This window comes from Kitasatospora misakiensis, assembly GCF_042656005.1.
Classification (GTDB): domain Bacteria; phylum Actinomycetota; class Actinomycetes; order Streptomycetales; family Streptomycetaceae; genus Kitasatospora; species Kitasatospora misakiensis.
Genome location: NZ_JBHSOF010000005.1, coordinates 73,750 through 90,852, shown reverse-complemented (window position 1 = coordinate 90,852; position 17,103 = coordinate 73,750). Strand labels below are relative to the sequence as shown.

The following is a 17,103-nucleotide window of genomic DNA, read 5'->3' as shown; positions in this document are numbered from 1 at the left end:
CCGATGCGAATGGGTGGATCCGTCAGTGGGTGGCCCCGGTGACCACGCCGACGAGCTGGAGGATCGCGTGGCCCCAGGCCGTGCCGGCGATCAGGACGCCCAGCACGATGCTGCAGAACACGGTGAACGCCTCGTCGCCCCGGCTGCGGGACTCGGTCCGGCGGCGGAGCCGGATGACGATGATGATCGCGACGAACGCCGCCGCGCTGATCGAGTACTGCACGTGCCCACCCAGACTTTCGTCAACGGTGTGTGACGCTCCGACTACTCGGAGCGCATGTCCGCCGGCGAGCATGGCAGACGGGCCGGCCGTCCGGGGGCGCTGCGGGGAAATCGGCCGGATCCGAACCATCGGGCTGGCGCAGTTGCGGCGTGTCCGGGCCCTGTCGCCGTCCGTTCCTCGGCCCCGCGTTCGACCGGCGAAGGGCCGATCGCGCGGCCGGGCCCGGCCGTCACCCTTCCGTCCCGGCCCCGACGCCGGGCCCCTCCGCGCGCCCCGCCCACGCCGCCGGACGGGTGGATTGCGCGACGGCCGGACGCGCGGCGGGTCCGGGCGCGGTGCCGGCCGTCGAATACTCGCGCCGTGAGGCGGACGGCGGCGCCGTCGGACCGGGGCCGCGCCGCCCGGACGAGGGAGGACCTTGATGCATCGTCACGGCGCAGCCCGGCGGACGGCTCCCGGGCCGGAGACCGTGCCCGGACCGGAGGCCGACGCGCCCGGACCAGCCCGGACCGTGGCTCGCCCGGGGCCGCGCATCGCCACGGCGCTGCTGGCTGCTCTACTGCTGGGCGGCCCGCTGCTCACCGGGTGCACCTCATCGGCCCACAGCGAGCCGGAGCCCGCCCCCACCAGTCCCCCGTCCACCCCCGCCTCCGCCCCGGCCACCGCCCCGCCCCGGCAGCCGCCGCCCCAGCTGACCGAGGACCAGGTGAACGCCGCCGTGGGCCGGATCGACGCCTACGCGCAGAACGCCCTGGCCAAGTCGGGCGTCCCCGGGCTGGCCCTCGCCGTCGTGTACAAGGACAAGGTGATCCACGCCAAGGGCCTCGGCGTCCGTCAGCTCGGCAAGCCGGAGGCGGTGGACCCGGACACGGTGTTCCAGCTCGCCTCGGTCTCCAAGCCGATCTCCTCGACCGTGGTCGCCGGCGTGGTCGGCCAGCAGACGGTGAAGTGGGACGACCCGGTCACCAGCCACGACCCGGGCTTCACGCTCGCCGATCCCTGGGTCGGCAGCCATGTGACGATCGCCGACCTGTTCGCCCACCGCAGCGGCCTGCCGGACCACGCGGGCGACCTGCTGGAGGACCTCGGCTACCAGCGCGACTACATCCTCCAGCACCTGCGGGACCATCAGCTCGCGCCCTTCCGGGCCAGCTACGCGTACACCAACTACGGCCTGACCGAAGCCGCCGTGGCCGTGGCCAAGGCCAAGGGGGTGGCCTGGGAGGACCTCGCGGCGGACTTGCTCTACAAGCCGCTGGGGATGAACTCCACGAGCTCCCTGCGCTCCGCCTACGACAGCGCGGCGAACAAGGCGACGCCGCACGTGCGGACCGACTCCGGCTGGCAGGTCAGCGCCACCGAGAACCCCGACCCGCAGGCCCCGGCCGGCGGGGTGAGCTCCACCGTGCAGGACCTCGGCCGGTGGATGCGGCTGCAACTCGGCGACGGCACCTTCGAGGGCCGCCGGATCGTCGACCCGGCGGCCCTGAACGAGACCCGGCTGCCGCAGAGCGTCTCCAGCCCGACGACGGAGCCCGCGGGCCGGACGGGCTTCTACGGCCTCGGCTGGAACGTCAGCTACGACCCCGAGGGCCGGCTGCGGCTCAACCACTCCGGCGCCTTCTCCCTGGGCGCGGCGACCGTGGTGACCCTGCTGCCGTCCGAGCAGCTCGGGATCGTCGTCCTCACCAACGGCCAGCCGTCCGGCGTCCCGGAGGCGGTGGCCGAGGAGTTCTTCGACCTCGCCCAGTACGGCCACGAGACCGTCGACTGGCTGGGCTTCATGACCAAGGTGGTCCCCGCCGCCGCGCAGAGCCCCGCCTCGCCGACCGACTACAGCAAGCCCCCGGCCGGCGCCGCCGCGGCCGAGCCGGACACGGCCTACGTCGGGACGTACGGGAACGGCTACTTCGGGCCGATGGCCGTGAGCGCCGAGGGCGGTGGGCTGGTGATGACCCTGGGGCCGGAGAACCTGAAGTTCCCGCTCCAGCACTACGACGGCGATGTGTTCAGCTTCCGGACCAGGGGCGAGAACGCGGCCGGACTGTCCGGCGTGACCTTCACCGTGGGCTCCGACGGCCAGGCCTCGACCGTGGTCGTCGAGCAGCTCAACCACGACGGCCTCGGAACGTTCACCCGCGGCTGACGGGCCTGCTCCGAAGATCCAACTCAGCTGGAAGTCACGGCGGTTGAATCCTGCGCGAGCTGCTTCCGGGGCGGCCCGGGGAGCGGTACCCTGGCCGCCCCGCGGCAGGCGCGGGCGCCGGTGGGCGACAGGGTGGCGGGGTGGGGCAGTTGACCTTGGACGAGCGGTACGAGGCGACCATCGGATGCCGGGTGAGCGTCCAGGCCAACCTGGGCTCGACCACCGTCCGGTGGAGCATCGGCTCCGGAATACCCGGAGGCCCGCTGCGGCCCCGGGCGGGCGACGAGGCCGTGCCCTTCACCTGCCACCGCTGCCGGCGCACCATGAGCATCACGGTCGAGAGCCTGGCCAAGGCCCGGTTGAAGAAGCGCGTCTACACGGCCGTCGGCTGGCTGCTCCTGCTGTCCCTGCTGGTGACGGTCCCGATGCTGGTCCACCTGGGCGGCCAGACCGTCGACGAGAACGACGACAGCGCGACGTCCGTCATCGGCGTGCTCCTGCTGCTGGCCGCGGTGGGCTTCGTCCTCGGCTTCACCTTCGCCGCGGTCGGCCGCAAGTACCAGGGCGTCAAGAAGCTCCGCTACGTCCGTCCGGACGGCCGCGGGACCGTCTGGGTCCAGGGACACCGCCTCTTCTGACCGGCCTCCGCCGAGGCCTGCTGACCTGGCGCCACCGTCCTGAGGACGACAGGAGCCAACGCCGCCCGACGGTGGTCCGATTCGGGTTCACCCGGGCCTCCTCTCGGATCACCCGGCGGGCGTTCGGGGTCGGCGGCCGAAGGCGCGGCGGTAGGCGGCGGGGGTGGTGTGCACCGTCGAGTGGAAACGCCTTCGGAGGTTCGTGGCCGTGGAGAGCCCGACCTTGGCGGCGATCGCCTCCACGGCCAGGTCGGTGTCCTCCAGGAGGGTCCGGGCCGCCATGACGCGTTGCTGGAGGAGCCATCGACCGGGCGAGGTGCCGAGTTGCTGGGTGAACCTGCGAGCGAGGGTTCGTGGCGAGACCGCGACCCGGGCGGCGAGGTCGTCGACGGTGAGCGGCTCGTGGAGGTGTTCGACAGCCCACTCCAGGACGGCGGCCAGGGAGTCCGGGGGTGCGTCGGGGCGGGCGGACGCGGCGTACTGCAACTGCCCGCCCTCCCGGTGCGGAGGCATGACCATGTGCCGGGCGATGTGCGCGGCGTGGGCCGCGCCGTGGTCGGCGCGGACCACGTGCAGGCACAGGTCGATGCCCGCGGCGGTCCCGGCGCTGGTGGCCACATCGCCCAGGTCGATGTAGAGCGTGTCGGCCTCGACCTCGACCTTCGGGAAGCGGGCGGCGAACTCGGCGGCCATCCGCCAGTGGGTGGTCGCCCGCCGGCCGTCCAGCAGCCCCGCCTGTGCGACCAGGAAGGCGCCGGAGCAGATCGCGACGATGCGGGCCCCTCGGCGATGGGCCCGCCGGACCGCGTCGAGCACGGCGGGCGGGGCCGCTTCCTGGTGGCACTGCAAGCCGGGGATCACCACGGTGTCCGCGGCCTGCAGCGTGTCGAGACCATGACTGACCATCATGTCGTAGCCCGCCAGGGTCGCAACGCGGCCCGGTCGTTCGGCGCACACACCGAACTCGTAGCGGGAAGGCAACCCTTGGCGGGACAGGCCGAAGACCTCGGCGGCACATGCCAGCTCGAAGGTGGACTGCGGCGGAATCGCCAAGGCGACCACGCGATGAGAAGTCATGGCAGAAAAGTACCCTCACCCGTCAATCCGGATACTGGGATTCGGTGATCCACCGGGCGACAGTGGGACACATGAGCCACGAACCCCCGCAGATCCAGGTTCTGAACGCACATGAGGTCGAACCGGTGGAGGTCGCACCCGGAATAACCCGGCGGCGACTGCCCGCCACGCCTTGGGCGCGAGGATGGATGTACGACTTCGCCCCAGGGGCGCAGTGGCCCGAGGAGGACGTACACGAGGGCGAGGAACGCTACTACGTGATCTCCGGAGCGTTCATCGACTGCGGGCACCGCCTCGGACCGGGCAGCTACGCGGTGTTCGCCCCCGGGAGCGCGCACCGCCCGCGCACCGAAACCGGAGCCCGCATGCTCGGGATCAGCATCCCCACCCGCTGACCGATTACCTCACGCCTTGATGATGAAAGGTTCTACGCAGTGAAGAATCCGCTCGATCACGCGAGGCTGCACGCCGCCTTGGCGGACGTCCACCGCGCGGGAATGCCGGGAGTGTTCGCCGAGGTCCGCGACGGTGCGCAGGTCTGGCGCGGCGCTGCCGGGGTCGCCGATCTCGCCACCGGCCGTCCCGTCTCCACCGACATGAGGCATCGCGTCGGCAGCATCAGCAAGACCTTCACCGCCGCCGCAGTGCTGCAGCAGGTCGAGCGCGGCCTGATCGGACTTGACACGCCCGTCGGCCACTACCTCCCCGAGCTGGTGCCCGGGCGGCGCGGTGACGCGATCACCGTCCGGATGCTGATCAACCACACCAGCGGCCTGCCCGACTACCTTCCCTACGCCTACCCGTCCCTCAAGGCGTTTCCCTCCCTGGCGGAGACGACGCCCGGGAGCATCATCGACAACCGGATGACGCGATTCCACCCGACCGAGCTGATCGGGATGGGAACCGCGGCACCCGCCCACAGCCTCCCCGGCGACACTCCGGGGGTGTACTCCAACACCAACTACCTGCTGCTGTGCCAACTCCTGGAGGAGGTCACCGGTCTCACCGCGGAGCAGTGCATCACCGCGAACGTCATCGAGCTCGCCGGGCTGCGGGACACCACCCTGCCCTCGGGGCCGGAAATCGACGGGCCGCACGCACTGCACTACGAGGCGTGGTTCGGCATGATCGACCCGCCACGCGACTTCAGCGTCTACGACATGTCGTGGGTGGGCCCGGCGGCGTCGCTGATATCGACCGTCGCGGACCTCAACCGCTTCTTCGGCCTGCTGCTCGCCGGCGAGATCGTCGCCCCGTCGTCGCTGGCGGAGATGCAGTCCACCGTGCCTGTCATCTCCTTCGAAGGGAAGGTCATCGACTACGGTCTCGGCCTTCACCGGACCCAGGTCCCCGGCCGCGGAACCTTCTGGGGCCACGACGGTAGTGCCTGGGGCAGCGGGGCACTCTCCATGACCAGCGCCGACGGCACACGGCAGCTGTCCGTCGCGGTGAACCTGCAGAGGTGGAACCGACTCGGCTCGTCAGGAAATCCGGAACCCCATCCCCTCGACGAGGCCATTGCCGCATTCCTCCGGATGGCGCTGGGCGACGCCGGCGCCGACGATCGGCGCGCGCACCGCTGACCATCGAGGTGATACGCCGGCTGGCCGGCCCCGGCGCGAAGTCGTGGGCCGGCCGGTGGACTCCGGAGTGGTTCAGGTCGCGAGGTGGAAGCCGGCGCCGACTCCGCCGGTGGCGTTCATCTCGTCGATGATGCTCAGGATCGGCGAACTGTGCTGGGCGCCGAACGCGTTGCCGACCAGCGTCTGGCCGTCCACGACGGGGGAGCCGGAGTCGCCGGTGTTGGTGAAGACGAGGTGGGTGAACCAGATCCCGTTGGTGCCCAGCTTGATACCGCAGGTGAGGCCGGTCCGGTGGCCCTGCTTGCACATCCGGGTCCCGTTGGCGGGCGGCGCCCCGATCGACGTGATGGTCACCGAGCCCACGGTGTCGGTGGGGGCGACCCGGCTCTCGTCCAGCTTGATCACCGCGTAGTCCAGGCCCTTGGGGCCGGTGCTGAGCAGGTTGTTGGGCGTACTGACGTACGTCACCGTGCCGATGGCCCCCGTCTCCAGATCGGGGCGGCTGGCGTTGACGTCGGCCGGGGAGAGGGCCGTCCCCGCCGGCGAGGTGTCCCGGTAGATCTGCTCGCCGACCAGCTTGGTGCCCTGCGCGTCGATGAGGCAGTGAGCGTTGGTCAGGCCCACCAGGTTGCCCGCCGCGTCGCGGCCGACCGCGGTGAGGGTGCAGACGTACCAGCTCGTGGGGGCCTCGGGCGTCGGCTTCAGCCGGAAGATGATCCCCGTGCCGCCCCCGATGGGCGTGAACGCCTGCGTGCGCGCGGCGGTGGCCTGAGCGGTGGCCTGAGTGGGGGCGGCGCCTGCGGACGGAGCCGCCGCGAGGGACATGACCGTGAGGAGGACGGCCAGGCCGAGGGCGCGTAACGGACGTATCATGTGATCACTCCCTGTGTGGAGCTGGGCAGTTGACCGGAGTGGCGCTACGGCTCCGGTCGACCACCACGGCGATGAGGACTGTTCGAGTCTCCATCACCCGGGTGCCGGGAACACCGTCGAAAACAGGCCGGTCCCCGCCCCGGCGGCCGCCGGTCAGGGGAGCGCGATCGCGGTACGGGCACCGGTGACGCGAAGGAGGTCCAGCTTCCCCGCGTCGCTGCTTCCGGTCGCCGCCGTATAGGTGACCATGCGCAGGTCGGCACCGGGGACGACGAGGACGTCGCAGTCGAGCCGGAGGTCGCCGATCACCGGATGCCGGATCGTCTTGCGGTCGGTGGTGTGTTGGGCGGCGGTCGTCTGCGTGGCCCAGTAGTGGGCGAAGGCGTCGGACCCGTCTCGCAGTTCCCGCACGAGCCGATCGAGCTGGACATCCCCGGGATAGCGGGACACCGCGTCCTTGAGGTCGGCGACGATCGACGCCTCGAAGGCGTCCGGTCCGCGCTCGGATCGGACGGGCAGCATCGCGGCGTGCGCGAGGCCGTGGCCGAAGAGCGCACGGGCGAGGTTCCGTTCGGCGGGCGGGACGGCGGCGGCGTCGCCGAACACGGCGCTCCACATGGTGTTCCACCACACCAGGGTCCAGTCCGCGCTGAACACGCCGATCGGGACGTCGCCCAGACGTGCGGCGAGCCGTTGGATGCCCGCGGGCACATGGGTGTTGACCGTCCCGTCCTGCGGCGCCAGGAGCCCGGCGCTCCGGTACAGCTGGTCGCGCTCGGCACGGGAGAGCTGAAGGGCCCGTGCGAGGGCGCCGACGACCTGGGCCGAGGGGTTCCTCGCGCGTCCCTGCTCCAGGCGCAGGACGTAGTCGACGGAGAGCCCGGCCAGTTGGGCGAGCTCCTCGCGGCGCAGTCCCGGGGCACGACGGCCGTCCGTCACGGTGAAGCCGGCGTCGGCCGGAGCGAGCCGGTCGCGCCAGGCGCGCACGAGGGCGCCGAAGGCGGAGCGTGGGGAAGCCATGGGGTCATTCTCGCCGCGCGGCGCCGCAGCAGCCTGGGTACTGCCGGTCCTAGTGACGGGGACGGCACTGGCTGGCGGTGACGCGAGCGGCGAACCTGGACGCGGACGTGGACGTGGACGGGGATGCGGACGTGTGCCCGAGCCGGACGCGACATCGGCGAAGCAGTGAAGGAGCCTCTCGTGCAGCACACCATCGTGATGACGGGCGCGAGCCGCGGGATCGGCCGTGCCGCCGCCACGCACATCCTGCGCCGGTCGCCGGGCGTGCACCTCCTCGTCGTCGCCCGCGGATCCTCCGGCGCACAACTCGCCGCGGAACTCGCCACCAGCGGGCACACGGTCTCGCACATCGCGGCGGACCTCGGCTCGCTGGACAGCGTCCGCTCCGCCGCTACCGAGATCCGTGACCGGCTCGATCGCGGTGACCTCCCGCCGCTGCGCGGCTTCGTGGGCAACGCGGGCATCCAGTACGCGAACGCGCTCACCGGGACACCCGACGGGTTCGAGTCCACCTTCACGGTCAACGTGCTCGCCAACCACGTGTTCGTCCGCCTGCTCCAGGACCGCTTCGCCGCTCCCGCCCGGATCGTGATCACCGCCAGCGACACCCACTTCGGCGACTTCAGGCACAACCTGGGCATGGTGCCCGGCCCGGCCTGGAAGTCCCCGGACGTCCTCGCCCGTACCGGCGCCTTCCCCGAGCCGGACACCGTGGCCGCCGGGCGCACGGCGTACTCGACGAGCAAGCTGGCCGCGATCTACCTCGTGCACGAGTACGCGCGCCGCCTCCCGGCCGGGATCGACGCCGTCGCCTACAACCCGGGCTTCGTCCCCGGCACCGCCCTCGCCCGCAACGCCGACCCCGTCTCCCGGTTCGCGATGCGCCGCATCCTGCCGGTGCTGACCCTCACCCCCTTCGCCACCGGCCGCAACACCGCGGGCCGCCGCCTCGCCGACGTCGTCCTCGGCACGACCCGGGCGCCGACCGGCTCCTACGTCGGCCGCACCCGCGTGGCCCGCTCCTCCGAGGAGTCCTACGACCCACGGCGCGAAGGCGAACTCTGGGATGCCGCCGAACGATTCACCGCGGCGTGAGCAGCCAGTACGGACGCGCTCCCAGGTGACGTGGTGCGGTGCCGTGGTCGACTGGGAGTTCGCCCACCTCGGCGACGCGGTCGAGGACCTGGCCTGGTGCGAGTGGATCGTGCGGACGCACCACGCCGAGCACCGCCGGGAGCTCGACCACTTCTTCCACGCCTACGGCGGGCCGGTGCCCGGGTGGCCGGTTCGCCGGGCCGCCATACTGGCCAGGTGCGCCGCCCTGGAGCAGTTCTGCCGCCGCTGGGACTCGAACGGCCCGGGTGTGAGGCAGTGGCAGGAGCGCGCCGCCACGGCAGCGGGCTGGCCGGAATAGCCTGGGGCCGAGCGGGGACAGGCATCAGCCAGATCGTTCTCACCGATTTCCGCTGACCGATGTTCCAGGCAGCGGAGCCCCGTCAGCTCGGCAGCTGAAACAGCGTGCGCAACGCCAGGTTGGCCACCTGGTACAGCTGGTCGCGGGTACAGCCGCTCGCCGCCTGGACGGCGATGCCGTCGGTGACGGTGTACACCAGCCGGGCGAGGACCTGCGGATCGGTGTCTGCCGACAGGTCGGTCGCCTCCTCGAAGCGCCGGCGAAGTGCGGCTTCGCCGGCCATCCGCCGTGCGACCACCTCCTGGCGGATCGGTTCGGAGTCCGGACCGCAGGCATGGACACTGTTGACGCTCAGGCACCCGTGGGGCGTGTGCGGCCCGGTGGTCAGTTCGACGGCCCCGAGGACCAGTTGCTCGACGACGCCCCGCGCGGTGGGCGCCTCCAGGGCCTCGGTGGCGAAGGCTCCGGGGCTGCTGAAGTAGCGGTCGAGCGCTGCGCGGAACAGCTGCTCCTTGTTGCCGAAAGCCGCGTACAGACTGGGCCTGTTGATGTCCATGGCCGTGGTCAGGTCCGACAGGGACGTCCCCTCGTAGCCCTGCCGCCAGAAGACCTCCAGCGCCCGGTCGAGCGCAGCCTCCGCGTCGAAGGCGCGCGGGCGACCGCCTGGCATCTCGTACCTCCTCAAGTTTTTTACCTATCGGTACGTTACCCCCTTGAATCCCGGCTCTCGTTCCCCTAGTTTCGTACCGATCGGTACTGAACTGGGGAGGGCGCATGATCAAGGTCGGGATTGTCGGAGCCAGCGGCTGGGCCGGTGCGTCGCACCTGCCCGCGGTCGCCGGACTCGCCGGGTTCGAGGTGACCGCGGTCGCGACGACCAACCGGGCCAGCGCCGACAAGGCGGCGGCTGCCCACGGCGTACCACTCGCCTTCACCGATGCCGGAGCCCTCGCCGCCCACCCCGACGTGGACCTGGTCGTGGTGTCGGTCAAGGCGTCCGAGCACGCGAAGGTGATCAGGGCCGCGCTGGCGGCGGGCAAGCACGTGCTGTCCGAGTGGCCGCTCGGCGTGGACGCCGCCGAAGCGGACGACCTCGCCCGGGCGGCCGGCGCCGCCGGTGTCGTCCACGCCGTGAACCTGCAGGGATACCGGTCCCCGGATGCCCGGTACGTGGCCGACCTGATCGCCGCCGGCACGATCGGCCGGCTCGAATCGGCCGTCCTGGTCGCCGCGGGCGACCCGCTGGGTGGCGACCGCATCCCGCCGGAGCTGGCCTGGTCCACCGACCCGGCCGCGGGTACCTCGCTCCTGACCATCATGGCCGGCCACTTCCTGGCCACCCTGGACCGGATGGCGGGCAGGCTGGTCGAGGTCTCCGCGAGGCTGCCCCGCCCGCACGACCACGTCGAAGTCACCGGAACCGGCCGGACGGTGCCCAACGGGGTGCCCGCACAGGTGCTGCTCCACGGCATCCTGGAGAACGGCGCCACCGCGTCCGTCGCCGTCCACGGGGGCGCCGGGAGTCCGGACGGATTCTTCGTCAAGCTCGTTGGATCCGAGGGCGTTGTGACGGTGACGTCCCCCCGGTCGGGCACCTACATGCACTGGACCGACTGGGACATCCGGGTCAACGGCGAGCAGGCGAAGGTGCCCGACCACTACCGGACCGTCCCCTTCGACCCCGCCGGTGGACCTGTCGCCAACGTCGCGGCCGTCTACCAGGAGATCGCCCGAGGGATCACCGAAGGGCGCCGCCCCCAACCCGACTTCCACACCGCGGCGGCCCATCACCGGGTCCTCGCAGCCATCGAACGCGCCGCAGAGACCGGCGCCGCGGAGAAGGTCCGGTGATACGGCGAACTGACGTCGGTCGAACGGGCGAGCCAGGTATCTTGGCCGGACCCCTGCGAGCGCAAGGAGACCACCTGTGCAGGCCGCACCATTCGAAGCACTGCTCATCGGGGGCCGCTCCGGAGTCGGCAAGAGCACCATCGGCTGGGAGATCTCCGCGCAACTGCAAGACCTGCGCATCGCCCACTGCCTGATCGAGGGCGACAACCTGGACCAGGCATTCCCCGCCCCGGCCGACGACCCCGCCCGCGCGAAGATGACCGAGGCGAACCTCGCCGCGCTCTGGCACAACTACGCGGCGCTGGGATACCGCAGGCTGATCTACACCAACACCGTCTCCGTGCTGGAGCCCGACCTGATCGCCCGCGCCATGGGTGGCACGCCCCGCATCACCGCGGTCCTCCTGACCGCCGACGACGCAACCGCCCGGCAGCGCCTCGGCCGCCGCGAGATCGGCAGCCAACTCGACGCCCACGTCACCCGGAGCACCGCCATGGCCCGACACCTCCAGGCCACCGCACCTCCATGGGTCGTACGGGTATCCACCGACGGCCGCTCCGTCACCGACATCGCACGCGATGTCGTCGCGGCAGTCAACTGGTCGGCCCAGTCGGCGAACGGTGCGGATCGCGAGCTGCGGCTGGAGTATGAGGGGGAGTGAATGACCCAGACCATAACCCTCCTCCCACCTGCGGACTGCGGCGCCCGTGACCGGAAGTCCGTCGTAACTGTCGTCGTGGAGGCCCGTCGTCCGTAAGATCTGGGCTGCCCGCCCGCGGGTGGGTGTGGGCGGTCCGGTGATGGGTCCGGCGATCGGTCCAAGGGGGGCGCGGCACAGTGCGGTTCGCGGGTGTGGGCCTGACGCGGGAGGGTTACCGGATCGCCGTGCCGGGTGCGGACGGTGGGTCGCCGGGGACGGTCGAGACGTACGAGCGCTGCGGTCTGGAACGGCCGGTGGCCCGGTTGGTCGCGCTGGCGCGGCAGGCGACGGACGGGTTCGCGGTGGTGCTCGACAGCGCCAACGGCATCATGGAGGCCCCGCTCGCGGCCGTCGGCGTACCCGTACTCCGGGCCGACCCACGGAGTCTGACGGACGGTCGGGTCACGGCGGAGGCGCTCGCCGAACTCGGCCACGCTCGCCGCGACAGCCTGACGGCCCTGCCGTCCGGAGGCTGGACGATGAGTGGCCGCGAGGACGAGGTCGCCGTGGCGGAGGCCGACAGCGGCCCCGTCGAACGCCGGCTCGCGCGTCGAGGACTCCTGGTGAACGGCGGAGTCGGCGCCGCGCCGCTGGTGGCGCTGACCTTCGACGACGGTCCGCACCCGCGGTACACCCCGCAGGTGCTGGACGTGCTCGCCCGCTTCGACGCCCCTGCCACGTTCTTCTGCATCGGCCTGCACGCCCTGGCCCACCCCGCCGTGGTGCGCCGGATCGTGGCGGAGGGCCACGCCCTGGGCAACCACAGCTGGTCCCACGCCCACCTGCCCGACCTCGGCCCGATCGGGCTGGGCGACCAACTCGGCTTCACCGCCGACACCCTCGCCCACGCCTGCGGCGGCACCCGCCCGCCGCGCTGGCTGCGCCCCCCGTACGGCGGCCGCAGCCCCGAACTCCTCGACGCTGTGGCCGACCTCGGTCTGACCACGGTCCTCTGGGACGTCGAGGCGAGGGACTGGGAGCGCCCCGGTGCCGAGGTCATCGCCGAACGGGTGCTGAGCCGGGTGCGCCCGGGCTCGGTGGTGCTGTTGCACGACGGCGGCGGCGACCGCTCGCGGACCGTCGCCGCCCTGCCCGCGGTGATCACCGGCCTGCGCGAGCGCGGCTACCGCATCGCGGGGCTGGAGGAACTGCTCGCCGCCCAGCTCGCCGCCGAGGTCTGACCACCTCGCACCGTCCGGCCCGTCCAGCCCGTCCGAAATGATCTATCATCATTCGATCGTCCGATCGGTCTCGGGGAAGGTTCCCCGTCCACCTGCTCGGGCGTTCGTACGCCGATCACAAGGGGTGGACCATGCATGTCACGTTGGCCGAGGAGATCATGCTCCTCTCGCTGGACGACGAGAGCGGCCAGGCCAAGGGAAACTGGGCGGTCGGCTGGATCATCGCCGGCGGTCTGCTGCTGGAGCTGGCGACCGCCGAGCGCGTCCGCGTGGACGACGGTCGGGTGGAGGTGATCGACACCTCGTCGACCGGCGACGCGCTGCTCGACGGCAGCCTGGAGAAGGTCGCGGCCTGGGCCGGGAGCACCAAAGCCGCGACGGTCACGGCCTGGCTGCGGAAGGACCAGCTGAAGTGCGTCGAGGCGACCCTGGAGAGCCTGCGCGCACGCGGCATCGTCACGGAGGAGCGGCACCGGGTGCTCGGGCTCTTCCCGGTCCGCCGTTACCCGGAGGCGGACGGCACGGTCGAGCGCGAACTGCGCGAGCGGCTGACCGCCGTCGTGCTGGAGGACGCCGAGCCGGACGCGCGGACGGCCGGCCTGATCGGCCTCCTGCACGGTGCGCGGCTGTACGACCTGGCCTTCCCCGGCCGGCCGCGCACGGAGGTCGAGCCGCGGATGGCCGCCATCGCCGAGGGCCAGTGGGCCGCGGAGACCGTCCGCGCGGCCATCACCGCCACCCAGGCCGCGATCATCGCCGCGACCACCGCGGCCACGGCCGCAGCCGCCTCGGCGGCGGTGTCCTGACCCCACCCCCGCCGCGGCGCGGGACGGCGCACGGGGCACGGCGCACGCGGCACGGCGCGCGCGGGTGCGGCGGCAGTGCGTACTGTCGCCGCCCGCCGGTCGTGTCTACCCTGCTGCTGTGTCCTCGTCCGCGAGGGATGCCGCGCCCACGGCCTACGTCCACGCGAGCCTGCCCGGCGCGGTGCCGGTGCTCGGGCACCTGCCCGCGCTGGTCCGCGATCCCGCCGCGCTGCTGGGCCGCCTGCACCGGCACGGCGACCTGGTGGACCTGCGGCTGGGGCCGAACCGGCTGGTGGTGCCCTGCCATCCGGACCTGCTGCGGCAGGTGTACGCCGACGACCGCACCTTCGACAAGGGCGGACCGATCTACCGGCGGTTCCGGGAGATCCTCGGCAACGGGGTGGCGACCTGCGCCCACGCCGACCACCGACGTCAACGCCGCATGCTGCAACCGGAGTTCCGGCCCGATCGGATCGCCACGCACTCCGCCGTGATGACCCGGGAGGCGGCCCGGCTCGCCGACTCGTGGCGGCACGGCGAGGTGGTGGACGTCTTCCCGTCCTGCTACCGCTTCACCCTGCGGGTGGTGACCCGCACCCTGCTCGGCACCCAGGTGCCGGACGAACTGGCCGGCCGCCTGCAGCACGCCTTCGAGACGGCGTTCGCCGGCGCGCTGTGGCGGGCGATGCGGCTGCCCGCCGGCCCCGGCTACCGCGCGTCCGTACGCACCCTGCGGCGCACCGTCGCCGACCTGGTGCGCGACCACCGGGCCCACGGCGCCGGCGGGACGGACCTGCTGGCGGGTCTGATCGCCGCCCGCGACGAGGACGGCTCGGCCATGTCCGACGCCGAACTGCACGACCAGGTGGTCGCCATGCTGCTGGCCGGCACCGAGACCACCGCCTCCCAACTCTCCTGGACCCTGCGGCTGTTGATGTCCCACCCCGAGGCGCTGGCCGCCGTGCAGGCGGAGGTCGACGCGGCGCTGCCCGACGGCCGGCCCGCCGAGTGGGCCGACCTGCCCCGGCTGCCGTACACCGACCGCGTCCTGACCGAGGCGCTGCGGCTGTACCCGCCGGGCTGGGTGCTGCTGCGCACCTGCACCCGGGCCACCGAGCTCGGTGGACGCCCCCTGCCGCGCGGCTCCCAGGTGCTGCTCAGCCCGTACGTCGCCCACCACAATCCGCGGATCTTCGCCGACCCGACCCGTTTCGACCCGGACCGCTGGCTGCCCGAACGGGCCGCCGCCCTGCCGCGCTGGGGGTTCGCGGGCTTCGCCAACGGCCCGCGCCAGTGCCTGGGCGCCGACTTCGCCCGGACCGAGGCCGTCATCGCCCTGGCCACCCTGCTGTCCCGCTGGCACCCCGTTCCCCTGCCCGGCCGCCGCTCCGACGACCGCCCGATGCGCCTGACCACCGTCCTGCGGCCGCAACGCCTCTACCTGCGCGCCCTGGACCGCCGCCCACCCGGGGCCCGTCCGCCCGGGGCCCGCCCGTCCGGCTGACGTGCCGCCGGCGGCCGGGGCGGCGAAGCCCCGCGTCGTCACGTGGACGGGTTCAGCGCTCCCCGCCGCGCCGGGCGTCCAGGATCAGGTGGGTGCCGAGGCCGAACAGCAGGCCCCAGAAGGCCGAGCCGATGCCGAACAGGCTCATCCCCGACGCGCTTGCCAGGAAGGTCACCATCGCCGCGTCCCGGCCGCGCTCCTCGGCGACCGCCGCCGCGAGGCTGCCCTGCAGTGAGGCCAGCAGCGCGACCCCGGCGATCACCGCGATCAGCTCCTTCGGCAGCCCGGTGAACAGGCTCACCAGCACCCCGCCGAAGCTGCCCACCAGCACGTACAGCGCGCCCGAGGACATCCCCGCCACATACCGGCGGCGCGGGTCCGGGTGGGCCTCCGGGCCCGAGCAGATCGCCGCCGTGATCGCCGCCAGGTTGACGCCCGGGGAGCCGAACGGTGCCATCAGCACCGATATCGCGCCCGTCGAGCCGATCAGCAGCCGGTCGTCCGCCCGGTAGCCGAAGGCCCGCATCACGCCCAGGCCCGGCGCGTTCTGCGAGGCCAGCGCGACGATCGTCAGCGGCAGCGCCAGACCCACCAGCGCCGACCAGGAGAACGCCGGCACCGTCAGCACGGGCACGGTCGGCCCGCCCGAGCCCAGGTGCAGCGGCAGTCCGACGGTGAGCGCCGCCAGTACCCCGCCGGCCAGCAGCGCCACCGGGACGGCGTACCGGGGCACGAACCGCTTGGCCGTCAGGAACGCCGCGAACGCGCCCACCACCAGGGTCGGAGCGCTGTGCACGGCGCCGAAGATCCCGGCACCGAACGAGAACAGGATGCCCGCCAGCATCGCGTTCACGATCCCCACCGGCACCGCCGCGATCAGCTTGCCGAACCACCCGGTCACCCCGAACAGCGTCACCGTCACCGCGCTCACCAGGAACGCCCCGACCGCCTCCCGGTACGGGTAGTCGCCCAGGCTGGTCACCAGCAGCGCGGCTCCCGGCGTCGACCAGGCGGTGACCACCGGCGTCCGCGTCCACCAGCTCAGCGCGAAGCCGCTCACCCCGCTGCCGATGGCCACCGCCCAGATCCAGGAGGCCGTCTGCGCGGTGTCCAGCCGCCCGGCGGCGGCCGCCGCGAGCACCACCACCAGCGGTCCCGAGAACGACACCGCGACGCACACCAGCCCCGCCAGCAGCGCCGGCCCGGAGACGTCCTGCCGCAGCGCCCGGCGTTCCCGGCCGCCGGCCGGCGTCTTCCCCGCCTGGACCGTTAGTTCGTTTGTCATTCCGGAAGTATCCCGAAGCCCTCCGGCCCGGCAGGCACCACCCGTCTCTCCGGAGGCCTGCGGCTTGCGCCGAACGTGCGCCGTCCGCGCCGGATCGGCCGGGGCCGATAATGGCGTCATGATCGACAAGCGGTTGCGCGTGGTACTGGCCGAGGACTCCGTCATCCTCCGGGACGGCATGGTCGAGCTGCTCGGCGCGCGCGGGTGCGAGGTGGTGGCCACCGCCGGCACGGCTCCCGAGTTGCTCGCCGCGGTGGCCGAACACCGGCCCGACGTGGCCGTGGTGGACATCCGGATGCCGCCCACCCACACCGACGAGGGGATCCGGGCGGCCGTCGAGATCCGGGCGACCGAGCCCGGGACGGGCATCCTGGTGTTCTCCCAGCACGTCGAGACGGCCTGGGCGTCCCGGCTGCTGGCGGGCGGTGCGGCGGGAACGGGTTACCTGCTGAAGGAACGCGTCGCCCGGACCTCGGAGTTCATGGACGCGCTGCACCGCGTCGCCGACGGAGGCACGGCGCTCGACCCCGAGGTGGTCACCCGGCTGATGCGCGGCGGACGGCGCAGCCGGGTGGACACCCTGACACCGCGCGAGCACACGGTGCTGGAGCTGATGGCGCAGGGCCACTCCAACCGCTCGATCGCCGCCTCGCTGGTGGTGTCGGAGCGGGCGGTGGAGAAGCACGTCGCCGCCGTCTTCACCAAGTTCGACCTCCCGGCGACGGACACGGACAACCGGCGGGTGAAGGCCGTCCTCACCTACCTCGCGGAGCAGGGCAGGTGAGAGCGCGGGGGCGTACGG

The 17,103-nt window shown here is 72.6% G+C and carries 18 protein-coding genes; 12 read left to right on the top strand and 6 right to left on the bottom strand.

The window, feature by feature from the left end; translation table 11 throughout:
* Window positions 1–22 precede the first annotated feature (22 nt).
* Entirely contained in the window at window positions 23–223 is a 201-nt protein-coding gene (locus ACFP3U_RS06365) for a hypothetical protein (RefSeq protein ID WP_380224221.1), read from the bottom strand.
* Between the two features lie 511 nt (window positions 224–734).
* On the opposite strand from ACFP3U_RS06365, the gene ACFP3U_RS06360 reads away from it, so the two are divergent.
* Both ACFP3U_RS06360 and ACFP3U_RS06355 read left to right on the top strand, forming a co-directional pair.
* Window positions 735–2,369 carry a serine hydrolase gene (locus tag ACFP3U_RS06360; protein ID WP_380224220.1) on the top strand — a complete coding sequence of 545 codons (1,635 nt, stop codon included), beginning with the start codon at window positions 735–737 and terminating at the stop codon, window positions 2,367–2,369.
* A 140-nt stretch (window positions 2,370–2,509) separates the two neighbouring features.
* On the top strand, window positions 2,510–3,007 hold the full coding sequence (locus ACFP3U_RS06355) for a hypothetical protein (RefSeq protein WP_380224219.1): 498 nt from the start codon (window positions 2,510–2,512) through the stop codon (window positions 3,005–3,007).
* A 108-nt stretch (window positions 3,008–3,115) separates the two neighbouring features.
* Here the strand turns inward: ACFP3U_RS06355 and ACFP3U_RS06350 are convergent, their stop codons facing one another.
* Entirely contained in the window at window positions 3,116–4,084 is a 969-nt protein-coding gene (locus tag ACFP3U_RS06350; protein WP_380224218.1) for a GlxA family transcriptional regulator, read from the bottom strand.
* A 71-nt stretch (window positions 4,085–4,155) separates the two neighbouring features.
* Between ACFP3U_RS06350 and ACFP3U_RS06345 the strand changes: the two genes are divergently transcribed.
* Both ACFP3U_RS06345 and ACFP3U_RS06340 read left to right on the top strand, forming a co-directional pair.
* Window positions 4,156–4,479: a cupin domain-containing protein gene (locus ACFP3U_RS06345; RefSeq protein WP_380224217.1), complete on the top strand. Its 324-nt coding sequence runs from the start codon at window positions 4,156–4,158 to the stop codon at window positions 4,477–4,479.
* A 39-nt stretch (window positions 4,480–4,518) separates the two neighbouring features.
* Window positions 4,519–5,667 (top strand): serine hydrolase domain-containing protein, encoded by a 1,149-nt coding sequence (locus tag ACFP3U_RS06340; RefSeq protein WP_380224216.1) that lies wholly within the window; start codon window positions 4,519–4,521, stop codon window positions 5,665–5,667.
* Window positions 5,668–5,739: 72 nt separating this feature from the next.
* Here ACFP3U_RS06340 and ACFP3U_RS06335 read toward each other — a convergent pair whose 3' ends face one another.
* Both ACFP3U_RS06335 and ACFP3U_RS06330 read right to left on the bottom strand, forming a co-directional pair.
* Window positions 5,740–6,540 (bottom strand): trypsin-like peptidase domain-containing protein, encoded by an 801-nt coding sequence (locus tag ACFP3U_RS06335; protein ID WP_380224215.1) that lies wholly within the window; start codon window positions 6,538–6,540, stop codon window positions 5,740–5,742.
* 153 nt (window positions 6,541–6,693) lie between these two features.
* Window positions 6,694–7,560, bottom strand: a complete 867-nt coding sequence (locus ACFP3U_RS06330; protein WP_380224214.1) for a helix-turn-helix domain-containing protein — start codon at window positions 7,558–7,560, stop codon at window positions 6,694–6,696.
* Window positions 7,561–7,740: 180 nt separating this feature from the next.
* Between ACFP3U_RS06330 and ACFP3U_RS06325 the strand changes: the two genes are divergently transcribed.
* Complete coding sequence (locus ACFP3U_RS06325) at window positions 7,741–8,655, top strand: SDR family NAD(P)-dependent oxidoreductase (RefSeq protein WP_380224213.1); 915 nt, start codon at window positions 7,741–7,743, stop codon at window positions 8,653–8,655.
* A gap of 43 nt (window positions 8,656–8,698) precedes the next feature.
* Window positions 8,699–8,974 (top strand): phosphotransferase, encoded by a 276-nt coding sequence (locus ACFP3U_RS06320; protein ID WP_380224212.1) that lies wholly within the window; start codon window positions 8,699–8,701, stop codon window positions 8,972–8,974.
* A gap of 82 nt (window positions 8,975–9,056) precedes the next feature.
* Here ACFP3U_RS06320 and ACFP3U_RS06315 read toward each other — a convergent pair whose 3' ends face one another.
* Window positions 9,057–9,644 carry a TetR/AcrR family transcriptional regulator gene (locus ACFP3U_RS06315; protein ID WP_380224211.1) on the bottom strand — a complete coding sequence of 196 codons (588 nt, stop codon included), beginning with the start codon at window positions 9,642–9,644 and terminating at the stop codon, window positions 9,057–9,059.
* A 104-nt stretch (window positions 9,645–9,748) separates the two neighbouring features.
* On the opposite strand from ACFP3U_RS06315, the gene ACFP3U_RS06310 reads away from it, so the two are divergent.
* The 5 genes from ACFP3U_RS06310 (at window position 9,749) to ACFP3U_RS06290 (ending at window position 15,016) form a co-directional block, all read left to right on the top strand.
* Window positions 9,749–10,825 (top strand): Gfo/Idh/MocA family protein, encoded by a 1,077-nt coding sequence (locus tag ACFP3U_RS06310; protein ID WP_380224210.1) that lies wholly within the window; start codon window positions 9,749–9,751, stop codon window positions 10,823–10,825.
* Window positions 10,826–10,901: 76 nt separating this feature from the next.
* Complete coding sequence (locus ACFP3U_RS06305; protein WP_380224209.1) at window positions 10,902–11,486, top strand: hypothetical protein; 585 nt, start codon at window positions 10,902–10,904, stop codon at window positions 11,484–11,486.
* A 191-nt stretch (window positions 11,487–11,677) separates the two neighbouring features.
* Window positions 11,678–12,706 (top strand): polysaccharide deacetylase family protein, encoded by a 1,029-nt coding sequence (locus ACFP3U_RS06300; RefSeq protein WP_380224208.1) that lies wholly within the window; start codon window positions 11,678–11,680, stop codon window positions 12,704–12,706.
* 131 nt (window positions 12,707–12,837) lie between these two features.
* Window positions 12,838–13,512 carry a GOLPH3/VPS74 family protein gene (locus ACFP3U_RS06295; RefSeq protein WP_380224207.1) on the top strand — a complete coding sequence of 225 codons (675 nt, stop codon included), beginning with the start codon at window positions 12,838–12,840 and terminating at the stop codon, window positions 13,510–13,512.
* A gap of 118 nt (window positions 13,513–13,630) precedes the next feature.
* Entirely contained in the window at window positions 13,631–15,016 is a 1,386-nt protein-coding gene (locus ACFP3U_RS06290; protein WP_380224206.1) for a cytochrome P450, read from the top strand.
* Window positions 15,017–15,068: 52 nt separating this feature from the next.
* On the opposite strand, the gene ACFP3U_RS06285 is transcribed toward ACFP3U_RS06290, so the two are convergent.
* Window positions 15,069–16,301 carry a benzoate/H(+) symporter BenE family transporter gene (locus tag ACFP3U_RS06285; RefSeq protein ID WP_380224205.1) on the bottom strand — a complete coding sequence of 411 codons (1,233 nt, stop codon included), beginning with the start codon at window positions 16,299–16,301 and terminating at the stop codon, window positions 15,069–15,071.
* 118 nt (window positions 16,302–16,419) lie between these two features.
* On the opposite strand from ACFP3U_RS06285, the gene ACFP3U_RS06280 reads away from it, so the two are divergent.
* Window positions 16,420–17,085 carry a response regulator transcription factor gene (locus ACFP3U_RS06280; RefSeq protein ID WP_380224204.1) on the top strand — a complete coding sequence of 222 codons (666 nt, stop codon included), beginning with the start codon at window positions 16,420–16,422 and terminating at the stop codon, window positions 17,083–17,085.
* Window positions 17,086–17,103 lie beyond the last annotated feature (18 nt).

What these genes read in the sequence shown, in the direction of transcription:
- ACFP3U_RS06350 (WP_380224218.1), bottom strand. Translation starts at nt 4,084, where the DNA reads ATGACTTCTCATCGCGTGGTCGCCTTGGCGATTCCGCCGCAGTCCACC.
- ACFP3U_RS06345 (WP_380224217.1), top strand. Translation starts at nt 4,156, where the DNA reads ATGAGCCACGAACCCCCGCAGATCCAGGTTCTGAACGCACATGAGGTC.
- ACFP3U_RS06335 (WP_380224215.1), bottom strand. Translation starts at nt 6,540, where the DNA reads ATGATACGTCCGTTACGCGCCCTCGGCCTGGCCGTCCTCCTCACGGTC.
- ACFP3U_RS06330 (WP_380224214.1), bottom strand. Translation starts at nt 7,560, where the DNA reads ATGGCTTCCCCACGCTCCGCCTTCGGCGCCCTCGTGCGCGCCTGGCGC.
- ACFP3U_RS06315 (WP_380224211.1), bottom strand. Translation starts at nt 9,644, where the DNA reads ATGCCAGGCGGTCGCCCGCGCGCCTTCGACGCGGAGGCTGCGCTCGAC.
- ACFP3U_RS06310 (WP_380224210.1), top strand. Translation starts at nt 9,749, where the DNA reads ATGATCAAGGTCGGGATTGTCGGAGCCAGCGGCTGGGCCGGTGCGTCG.
- ACFP3U_RS06295 (WP_380224207.1), top strand. Translation starts at nt 12,838, where the DNA reads ATGCATGTCACGTTGGCCGAGGAGATCATGCTCCTCTCGCTGGACGAC.
- ACFP3U_RS06285 (WP_380224205.1), bottom strand. Translation starts at nt 16,301, where the DNA reads ATGACAAACGAACTAACGGTCCAGGCGGGGAAGACGCCGGCCGGCGGC.
- ACFP3U_RS06280 (WP_380224204.1), top strand. Translation starts at nt 16,420, where the DNA reads ATGATCGACAAGCGGTTGCGCGTGGTACTGGCCGAGGACTCCGTCATC.